The organism is Bartonella sp. DGB2, assembly GCF_046843095.1.
GTDB lineage: Bacteria > Pseudomonadota > Alphaproteobacteria > Rhizobiales > Rhizobiaceae > Bartonella.
Genome location: NZ_CP177327.1, coordinates 88739 through 99433 on the forward strand (window position 1 = coordinate 88739; position 10695 = coordinate 99433).

The following is a 10695-nucleotide window of genomic DNA, read 5'->3' on the forward strand; positions in this document are numbered from 1 at the left end:
GCTGGTTCTGCTGGTGCGATAGTTCTTAAGGATCAACATGCCAATCAACCTTAATAATAGAAACAGCTGATGATATGGGAAGCATAAAGGATATTAAATCTCCTAGGGTATAAGAGCTCTTAGGTTTGTTTAAGCGAACTGAAAACGATTCTTAAATGCTCAATTATCTCAACACGATAGACTTATAGCTGAGGTCTCCGCCTGGAATATACAAATTACAGCGTATATAACATAAAAATTTAATTCTTCTAGAATTAATTGCCTGTAATTTCACGAATAAGCGTCTGCAATCGCCAACATATCTACAATTTTCTATGCTATACCTGTCTTTAGAAAAGATAAGTGAGTTAATTTTTCCATTTTTAGAAACAAATATGAATATTAGACGCTATCTGAGTTTAGCTTACACTTTTTTCATGAAGAAACAGTATAAAAGTAAACCTTGAAAGTTTGTTAAGCGCTCTTGGTGCACAATCTACCTTTAAGATTAGTAATCATATCACTCACCATATACGAAAGGTCATAATCAGGTGCCCAGCCCCAATCGCGGCGAGCAACGCTATCATCAATACTATTTGGCCAACTTTGGGCGATTATCTGACGATAATCAGGCTGATAGGTGACGATAAAATCAGGGTAATGCTTGCGGATTTCTTGGAAAATTTCTTGGGGCGTAAAACTGAAAGAAGCAAGATTATAACTACCCCGAATTGAGATGGTTTCTGGCACAGCTTCCATAAGCTCAATCGTTGCCCGCACTGCATCTGGCATATACATCATAGGCAAAGCGCTATCACATTTTAGAAAACAAGCATAAGGACGATTTTCTATAGCCGCATGGAACATATCAATCGCATAATCAGTTGTCCCTCCTCCAGGTGGAGCTTTATAAGAAATAAGCCCAGGATAGCGTAACCCACGCACATCAAGATTTTTATGATGCGCATACCACCGGCACCAGCCTTCGCCTGCTAATTTTGAGATACCATAAACAGTTTCTGGTTCCATAATAGTTTGCTGTGGGGTAAAGAGCGGTGGCGTAGTAGGCCCAAAAGCTCCGATAGAACTTGGCCAAAAAACTCGCTTTAACTCATACTGTGTGGCTACTTCTAAAACATTCAGAAGCCCGTTCATGTTCAATGCCCACGCCCAATGCGGTTTTTGTTCACCTACCGCAGAAAGCGTGGCAGCAAGATGATAAATCTGGGTGATATTATGTTTAGTTATCACATTTTTTAAAGCCTGCTGATTTGTGACATCTAAAATTTCATGCGGCAAAGCGTTGCCATGAACTGAAGGATAAATATCGCTTGTCACAACGCTTTCTTCGCCATAGCGGGTAGCCAATGCCAAAGAGAGTTCGCTACCTAATTGCCCGTTGGCGCCAGTTACTAAAATACGCAAATTCATACAATGATTTCCAATTCTTTTCCAGCTTTTGCAAAGGCATTAAGGCCTTTTTGCAATTGTTCTTTTGTATGTTGCGCGTTTATTTGTACGCGCACCCGCGCTTGTTCTCGTGGCACAACCGGATAATAAAACCCCACAACGTAAACCCCATAATCTAATAATTTTTCTGCCAATTGCTGAGATTTTATGGCATCATATACCATGACAGGGATAATTGGGTGGGTGCCTTTTTTAATATCAAATCCTAAATCCTCTAAGCCAGCGCGAAAAAAACGTGTATTTTCCTCTAATTGATCTCGCAAGGCTGTACTGGCTTCTAAAAGTTCAAGAACCGCTAGGGTAGCTCCTACAATAGGGGCAGCCAAAGCATTAGAAAACAAATAAGGGCGGGAGCGCTGACGCAAGAGATTAATAACACTCGCCCGCCCGCTAGTAAAACCTCCCGAAGCCCCTCCCAAAGCTTTTCCCAGTGTTCCCGTAATAATATCAACCTTGCCAAAAATACCACAATGCTCATGAGTACCGCGCCCCCTCGCCCCCATAAAACCGGTTGCATGAGAATCGTCCACACCAAGGATGGCCGAAAACTCATCGCAAAGAGCGCGTATTTCTGCTAATTGAGCAACGGTGCCATCCATAGAAAAAACACCATCTGTAAAGACAATCACATGGCGCGCCCCCTTTTCACGAGCGGCTTGCAATTGCACACGCAAATCAGCAAGATCATTATTGCGATAGCGATAGCGCGCCGCTTTAGAAAGTCGGATACCATCAATGATAGAAGCGTGGTTAAGTGCATCGCTAATAATAGCATCTTCTTCATTAAACAGCGTTTCAAATAAACCGCCATTGGCATCAAAGGCTGAACTATAAAGGATTGTATCCTCAGTGCCCAAAAACTGTGCGAGCCTTCGTTCCAATTCTTTATGAATGTCTTGAGTCCCGCATATAAAACGAACTGAACTCATCCCAAAGCCCCGGGCGTCTAATGTCTTATGCGCTGCGTCTATCACCTCTGGACAAGCAGAGAGACCTAGATAATTATTAGCACAAAGATTGATCAAATGACGATCATCCACCGCCACAACTCCCCCTTGTGGAGAGGTGATCAAACGTTCATTCTTATAAAGCCCCGCTTGTTTAATCTCTTCCAAAACACCGTCAATGTAATGATAAAACCCTGCCCGTTGCACCATGATTCCCTGCCTGCCAACATTCATAAAAATACCCTTTTTCTATAGGGGAAATAAAGGATTATCAAGCCATCATTGCTAGAGATCACATACTCTATCCTTAACTTTTGTGTATGCTATCCTTTATGTGATAGAATTTCATTTAAGCTACCTTTATTTTTTCTCACAACCATGCCAGAATTGAGTAATGAATACCCTGCTCCGAGAGACTCTTGCCCAAAAAATTTTTCACCATACTCGCTCTACGCCCGTTGCATGGCATATAAGTGAAGGCCTCATCCCCTACGAAGAAGCTATCCACTTTATGGAAAACTATGCCGCAGCCGTAGCGGAAGGAAAAGCAAGCGAACGAGTTTGGCTCGTGGAGCATCCTCCACTCTATACCGCCGGCACCAGCGCCAAACCGCAGGATCTTTTGACTCCAGCTCGTCTTCCTGTTTATCACACGGGTCGTGGCGGCGAATTCACCTACCACGGGCCTGGGCAACGTATAGCTTACATCATGCTCAACCTAAAACAACGGCGCCAAGATGTGCGCGCTTTTATCGCTGCTCTTGAGGAATGGATCATTCTAACCCTTGCCTCCTTTGCCGTTAAGGGGGAAAGACGCGAAGATCGCGTTGGCGTATGGGTCCGCCGACCTGAACTCGCCCCTACCCGTACTGGCCAATGTGCAGAAGATAAAATTGCCGCCATCGGTATAAGACTGCGTAAATGGGTAAGTTTCCATGGTATAGCCCTGAATGTGGAGCCTGACCTTTCTCACTATCAAGGCATTATTCCCTGCGGCATTAGTGACTACGGGGTCACAAGCCTCGTAGATTTAGGCTATCCTATCGCCCTTTGGGAAGTAGATATAGCTCTACGCCGAGCCTTTGAGAAAATCTTTGGCCCCACGCTAATAGTGAATAAATAAACATTTTGAACGCAAAGAGAACAATCGCTTTTTCAAAAAAATTATGGCACACTCTAAACTGATTCGTTACCATCACCGCCGCACCTGGTCGAAAAGCGCGCTAAAATCAATATGATCATGATAATAAACTAACCTAAGAAAGCCACGCGCCATGGGCGTAAAATGAGCGAACCAATATGAGCAATCAAGATAATAACCTTTTTGCTGTTTTTGACAAAGCGCAAGCACGCCTAAAAAATGTACCAGCCAAACCCAAGCCGCCCCTCCTTAAAGAAGACCGAGAACAAGAATATAACGCTACATCTATCCGTCTACTGCAAGGGCTGGAGCCTGTACGACTACGACCTGGTATGTATATTGGTGGCAAGGATAACAAAGCCCTTCACCACCTTTTTGCTGAAGTTTTAGATAATGCTATGGACGAAGCCGTAGCGGGACATGCCAATTTCATTGATGTTTTTTTAGATGAAGATGGCTATTTATGCGTGAGTGATAATGGGCGTGGCATACCGGTAGAAAACCATCCCCAAATGCCGGAAAAATCAACTCTTGAAGTGATTATGACCCAACTGCATGCGGGTGGAAAATTTGATCAAAAAACTTATGAGACCGCCGGTGGTCTGCACGGAGTGGGTGTATCTGTAGTAAATGCTCTATCAGATTATTTGGAAATTGAAGTCGCGCGCGGCCGTAGGCTTTATCGCCAGCGCTATTCGCGCGGCGTTCCGCTCTCGCCTTTAGAAGATTTGGGCGAAGTCCATAACCGACGAGGGACACGCGTACGCTTTCACCCCGATCCTGATATTTTTGGCGATAAATTAAAATTTGAAGCCGAGCTTGTTTATAAAATGGCACGCTCCAAAGCCTATTTATTTGGTGGCGTAGAAATCCGCTGGCATTGTGCCCCCCAAAAACTAACAGGCGATATCCCGCAAAAGGCTATCTTTCACTTCCCAGGAGGGCTTGTAGATTATTTACAGGCCTCCCTTGCAGGAGAGCGTTGCATCACCAACGCAATTTTTTCTGGAAAAAGCACCAAGAAAAGTGGCCACGGCGCGGTGGAGTGGGCCGTGGCATGGCATGGAGGAGATGGTTTTGTACGCTCTTACTGTAACACGATCCCTACTGCAGAGGGCGGCACACACGAAGCTGGCTTGCGCCAAGCGCTTTTACGTGGACTCAAGGCCTATGCTGAACTCATCGGCAATAAGCGGGCGAGCCTTCTTACTGCTGATGACGTTATGAGTACTGCCGCTGTAATGCTTTCTGTTTTTATCAATGAGCCAGAATTTGTAGGTCAAACCAAAGACCGCCTTTCTACGATAGAAGCCCAGCGCGTGGTTGAAAATGCTATGCGCGATCCTTTTGACCATTGGCTAGCTAATACACCGCAAGAGGCAACAAAACTGCTGGATTGGGTGGTGGAGCGGGCTGAAGAAAGGCTAAGGCGCCGGCAAGAAAAAGAAATAAGCCGTAAAACTGCAGTGCGCAAATTGCGCCTGCCTGGCAAATTAGCAGATTGTACGCAAAATACTGCCGCTGGCGCCGAACTTTTTATTGTGGAGGGAGATTCGGCGGGTGGATCGGCTAAACAAGCACGTAACCGCGCTAATCAAGCCATTTTACCTTTGCGTGGGAAAATCCTCAACGTAGCTAGTGCTGGTCGCGATAAATTAGGCACCAACCAAACCATCGCCGATCTCATTCAAGCATTGGGTTGCGGAACACGCGGAAAATATCGCGAACAAGATTTGCGTTATGAACGCATTATCATAATGACCGATGCAGATGTAGACGGCGCCCATATCGCATCTTTGTTAATCACCTTTTTTTATCAAGAAATGCCCGACCTTGTCCATGAAGGACACCTTTATCTCGCTGTCCCGCCCCTTTATCGCCTTTCACAAGGAGGAAAGGTTGCTTATGCTCGCGATGATGCACATAAAGACCTATTGCTAAAAACTGAATTCACTGGCAAAAGTAAGGTAGAAATTGGCCGCTTCAAAGGGCTTGGCGAAATGCGAGCTGAGCAATTAAAAGAGACCACCATGGACCCCAATAAGCGCACCTTGTTGCGCGTGATAGCTGACCGACTAGAAAATGATGAAACCAAAAATATAGTTGAGGCTCTGATGGGAACAAAACCTGAGGCGCGGTTTCGTTTTATTCAAGAAAATGCCGCCTTTGCTACTAGCCTTGATATATAGTAGAAAAAACAGCTCTTAGCGATTAACCCGCAACTCTGCCAAACGTTCAAAACAAATTTCCTCTACTCTATCAAGTTCATAATGAGCATCCTTAATTTCTTGTTGCATCTTGCGCAGTTTTGCGCGCATATCATGAAGATGAGCAATTTGCTTTTCAATTTCTACGGGAATGGATGAAGGCTGAGAGGTAACAGCCAAAAGATCACTAATTTGCTCCAGAGAAAAATTCAATCTCTTAGCTCGCAATATTCTTTGCAACCGTGAACGATCACTAGGGGTATAAAGCCGCACGCGCCCTCGGCGAAATGGCACCAACAGCCCCACATCTTCATAATAGCGCAGGGTACGCGCGGTAATAGAAAATTCCCGCGTTAGTTCTTGTATCGAATAATATTCATGCATAGGCTGCTACCACCATACGAGCCCCTACCAACCTTGTTTTCAGCTTATCGCTCTTTTCCTGCCGTTAGGATTCATCCTAGCCCTGTACCATATTTTATGAAAAGTATATTTATATACTTAATGCACCCTCAATAAAACTTTAAATATAACATTTATGCAATCAGTGAACCATGCAAAAATCCCCTTGCGAGATACTCACAAAGGGATTTTATAGTCTAATTGCTAAAGGCAAACAGCAATTATTCCGCTGCACTATTTGTCATATCAATCAGCATCGCGTTAGCTGCTTCTTGACCACTATTGCGGCGACGTTCATCGACAATAAGCTCATCACGTGCTGTTGCAATGCGGCGGATCTGAGCAATAGTACCCCCCGTTCCTGCAGGAATAAGGCGACCTACGATCACATTTTCTTTAAGCCCTTGCAAGGTATCCATTTTCCCAGCCACAGCTGCTTCTGTCAAAACACGGGTTGTTTCTTGGAAAGAGGCCGCGGAAATAAAGGATGGCGTTTGCAAAGATGCTTTGGTGATACCTAAAAGAACAGGGTTGCCTACGGCGGGGGTTTTCCCCTCCTCAAGCAAACGATCATTGATCTCATCAAGCTCAATGCGATCAACATGATCACCAGGGATATAACCAGAATCGCCTGCTTCAGTGATCTCAACTTTTTGCAACATCTGACGAACGATCACCTCAATATGCTTATCATTGATAATCACCCCCTGCAATCGATAAACTTCTTGGATTTCGTTGACCAAATAAGAAGCCAAAGCTTCAACACCCTTAATTGCCAAAATATCGTGCGGCGCTGGATTGCCATCCAAGATATAATCACCTTTTTCAATTTGATCTCCATCCTGAAGGTGAAATGGTTTACCCTTAGGAATAAGATATTCAACAGGCTCAAGCGTTTGATCATTAGGTTCAATAACAATACGGCGTTTGTTTTTGTAATCGCGTCCAAAACGCACCGTACCATCAATTTCAGCAATAATCGCGTGATCTTTAGGACGGCGAGCTTCAAATAATTCGGCAACCCGCGGCAACCCTCCCGTGATATCTTTAGTCTTTGCGCTTTCAAGTGGTAGACGAGCAATAACATCCCCAGCCTTCACGTGAGCTCCTGGTTCAACGGAAAGAATAGTCTCAACAGACATTGTGTAGCGTGCATCACCGCCTTTTGACAATTTTGCCAAAACATCGCTTTCTTTTTTCTCATGAATGGTAATGGCTGGTCGAAGATCTACGCCGCGGGGGTTAGCACGCCAGTCAATAACTTGGCGTTTTGTAATACCCGTTGATTCATCGGCTGTTTCTGTCACAGATAAACCATCGACCATGTCTTCAAATTTCACATAGCCATCGACTTCCGTCATGATTGGGCGGGTATAAGGATCCCACTCAGCAACCTGTTGGCCACGTTTAACCACATCGCCATCATCAACAAAAAGACGTGAACCATAGCTAACGCGGTGACTTGCTCGTTCTTTACCGTTCTCATCCTTGATCAGAACTGTCATATTGCGACCCATCACCACCAAATGCCCTTCAGAATTGCGCACTACATTACGATTACGCAATTCTACCTTGCCTTCATAAGATGCCTCAATATACGAAGAGTCTACCACCTGAGCCGTACCACCCAAGTGGAAGGTTCGCATAGTAAGCTGGGTACCGGGCTCTCCAATCGATTGCGCAGCAATAACCCCGACTGCCTCGCCTTGATTAACAGGCGTTCCACGCGCCAAATCACGACCATAACATTTTGCACAAACCCCAACCCGCGTTTCGCAAGTCAGTGCAGAGCGGATTTGAACTGATTGGATTCCGGCTTCTTCGATTTTTACAACATCTGCCTCTTCTATCATTCGGCCACCGGCCACCATTAATTCGCCCGTCACGGGATGAAGAATATCAACCAAAGCGGTTCTACCCAAAATACGCTGACCAAGGGAAGCTACCACCTGCCCCGCATCTACAATCGGCTGCATGGTTAAGCCTTTTTCAGTGCCACAATCTACTGATGAAATAATGGCATCTTGAGCTACGTCGACAAGACGGCGTGTTAAATAGCCTGAATTGGCTGTCTTCAAAGCCGTATCGGCCAACCCTTTCCGCGCTCCGTGGGTGGAGTTAAAATATTCATTAACCGTAAGCCCCTCTTTAAAGTTAGAAATAATAGGCGTTTCGATAATTTCACCAGAAGGCTTAGCCATCAAGCCGCGCATCCCCGCCAACTGCCGCATTTGGCTAGCAGACCCCCGCGCCCCAGAGTGCGACATCATATAAATAGAGTTCATCTGCTTTTGGCGCCCCGTAGCAGGGTCAAATTCTACGGCTTGAATGCGCCGCATCATTTCATCGGCTACTCGGTCGGTACATTTGCCCCAAGCGTCAACAACCTTATTGTATTTTTCTCCTTGAGTGATCAAACCATCATTATATTGCTGTTCATATTCTTTGGCCAAAGCTTCAGTTTCCGCAACCAAACGGGCTTTACTTTCAGGAATAACCATATCATCCTTACCAAATGAAATGCCGGCACGGCAAGCATGAGCAAAGCCTAATTGCATGATACGATCACAAAAGATAACAGTTTCTTTTTGTCCACAATGACGATAAACATGATCAATCATCTTAGAAATGCTCTTTTTTGTCATTTCTTGGTTGACAATATCAAAAGGAACATTGGGGTTTTTTGGCAATAACTCACCCAAAATCAAACGCCCAGGCGTAGTATCATACAGTTTTGCTACTCGGTTGCCCTCTTCATCGACAGAAACATAGCGACCCTTGATTTTAGTATGCAATGTAACTACTTTATTTTCAAGAGCATGCTGTAATTCGCCCATGTCAGCAAAAGCCATTCCTTCCCCTTGTTCTTTTTCAGAAACAATAGAAAGATAATAAAGCCCCAAAATCATATCCTGCGATGGTACGATAACCGGCGCCCCACTGGCTGGGTGAAGGATATTGTTGGTCGACATCATCAACACCCGCGCCTCTAACTGAGCCTCAATCGAAAGCGGTACGTGCACTGCCATCTGATCTCCATCGAAGTCAGCGTTAAAAGCAGAACAAACCAGCGGATGAAGCTGAATTGCCTTCCCCTCAATCAGTATGGGTTCAAAAGCTTGAATGCCTAGCCGGTGCAAAGTAGGAGCGCGGTTTAATAAAACGGGGTGCTCGCGGATTACTTCATCCAAAATATCCCAAACTTCAGGGCGCTCTTTCTCCACCAGTTTTTTTGCCTGTTTAACAGTTGAAGAATAACCTTTGGCATCAAGACGCGCATAAATGAACGGCTTGAACAATTCAAGCGCCATTTTCTTAGGCAAACCACATTGATGAAGTTTTAATTCTGGACCCGTAACGATAACCGAACGTCCAGAATAATCAACCCGCTTTCCTAACAGGTTTTGTCGAAAACGTCCCTGCTTTCCCTTCAGCATATCAGAAAGAGATTTCAGCGGTCGTTTATTAGCACCGGTAATCACTCTCCCACGGCGGCCGTTATCAAACAGAGCGTCCACAGCCTCTTGTAACATGCGCTTTTCATTACGCACAATAATCCCTGGAGCACGCAATTCCATCAACCGTTTAAGACGATTATTACGGTTAATAACCCGACGATAGAGATCGTTTAAATCCGATGTAGCAAAACGCCCTCCATCAAGAGGCACTAAAGGCCGTAAATCGGGCGGTATCACGGGGATCACTTTTAAGATCATCCATTCTGGCCGATTGCCCGATTCAATAAAGTTTTCAACGATTTTTAGCCGCTTCATCAGCTTTTTCTGCTTCAATTCCGATGTGGCCGCACCAAGGTCGGTTCGCAATTCATCAGCCAACTTATCAAGCTCCATCGCCGCCAAAAGCTCATAGATAGCGCCCGCACCGATAAGGGCGGTGAATTGATCTTCACCAAATTCATCAACCGCAAGCATATATTCTTCTTCTGAAAGCAATTGGTATTGCTTCAAAGAAGTAAGTCCTGGCTCGGTAACAATGTAATTTTCAAAATATAAAACCCGCTCAATATCCTTAAGCGGCATATCCAAAAGCGTACCGATGCGGCTTGGCAATGATTTCAAAAACCAAATATGCGCTACAGGGGCAGCAAGCTCAATATGCCCCATACGCTCACGACGCACCCGCGATAGAGTTACTTCAACTCCACATTTTTCACAGATAATGCCTTTATATTTCATACGCTTATATTTGCCGCACAAACATTCATAATCTTTAATAGGACCAAAGATACGTGCGCAAAAAAGACCATCTCGCTCAGGCTTAAAGGTGCGGTAATTGATAGTCTCTGGTTTTTTAATCTCGCCATAAGACCAAGAGAGAATTTTTTCAGGACTTGCAATAGAAATGCGAATAGAATCAAAAACTTGCGCAGGGGTCTGCGGGCTGAAAAGCTTCATGACCTCGTGGTTCATGTCGTTCTCCTTGAGGGTTCTAACCCGTTATGACAGCGCGGTAAAAAGTATACACACGGCTATCGAGTAAATCCATGGGGGCTTTAAGGTGGCCTTCTATCAAAAAGCCGGAGAGCGCG

Annotated in this window: 6 protein-coding genes; 2 read left to right on the forward strand and 4 right to left on the reverse strand. The window is 45.0% G+C overall.

Translation table 11 applies throughout. The annotated features are described in order from the left end of the window. Positions 1–453: 453 nt before the first annotated feature. Positions 454–1410, reverse strand: coding sequence for an NAD-dependent epimerase/dehydratase family protein (locus tag ACK28X_RS08475; RefSeq protein ID WP_412058662.1), 957 nt, complete (start codon positions 1408–1410; stop codon positions 454–456). Further along, positions 1407–2606 carry a glycine C-acetyltransferase gene (kbl, locus tag ACK28X_RS08480; RefSeq protein WP_412058680.1) on the reverse strand — a complete coding sequence of 400 codons (1200 nt, stop codon included), beginning with the start codon at positions 2604–2606 and terminating at the stop codon, positions 1407–1409. The genes ACK28X_RS08475 and kbl overlap by 4 nt, the downstream gene beginning before the upstream one ends. A gap of 184 nt (positions 2607–2790) precedes the next feature. Between kbl and lipB the strand changes: the two genes are divergently transcribed. Further along, positions 2791–3519, forward strand: coding sequence for a lipoyl(octanoyl) transferase LipB (lipB, locus tag ACK28X_RS08485; protein WP_412058663.1), 729 nt, complete (start codon positions 2791–2793; stop codon positions 3517–3519). Positions 3520–3695: 176 nt separating this feature from the next. Beyond that, entirely contained in the window at positions 3696–5726 is a 2031-nt protein-coding gene (gene parE / locus ACK28X_RS08490; RefSeq protein WP_412058664.1) for a DNA topoisomerase IV subunit B, read from the forward strand. Between the two features lie 15 nt (positions 5727–5741). Here the strand turns inward: parE and ACK28X_RS08495 are convergent, their stop codons facing one another. Continuing rightward, the gene (locus ACK28X_RS08495; RefSeq protein WP_412058665.1) at positions 5742–6128 is read right to left on the reverse strand and encodes a MerR family transcriptional regulator; all 387 of its coding nucleotides are present in this window, start codon (positions 6126–6128) and stop codon (positions 5742–5744) included. A 239-nt stretch (positions 6129–6367) separates the two neighbouring features. After that, on the reverse strand, positions 6368–10576 hold the full coding sequence (gene rpoC / locus ACK28X_RS08500; protein ID WP_412058666.1) for a DNA-directed RNA polymerase subunit beta': 4209 nt from the start codon (positions 10574–10576) through the stop codon (positions 6368–6370). Positions 10577–10695 lie beyond the last annotated feature (119 nt).

What these genes read in the sequence shown, in the direction of transcription:
- ACK28X_RS08475 (WP_412058662.1), bottom strand. Translation starts at nt 1,410, where the DNA reads ATGAATTTGCGTATTTTAGTAACTGGCGCCAACGGGCAATTAGGTAGC.
- kbl (WP_412058680.1), bottom strand. Translation starts at nt 2,606, where the DNA reads ATGGTGCAACGGGCAGGGTTTTATCATTACATTGACGGTGTTTTGGAA.
- lipB (WP_412058663.1), top strand. Translation starts at nt 2,791, where the DNA reads ATGAATACCCTGCTCCGAGAGACTCTTGCCCAAAAAATTTTTCACCAT.
- parE (WP_412058664.1), top strand. Translation starts at nt 3,696, where the DNA reads ATGAGCAATCAAGATAATAACCTTTTTGCTGTTTTTGACAAAGCGCAA.
- ACK28X_RS08495 (WP_412058665.1), bottom strand. Translation starts at nt 6,128, where the DNA reads ATGCATGAATATTATTCGATACAAGAACTAACGCGGGAATTTTCTATT.
- rpoC (WP_412058666.1), bottom strand. Translation starts at nt 10,576, where the DNA reads ATGAACCACGAGGTCATGAAGCTTTTCAGCCCGCAGACCCCTGCGCAA.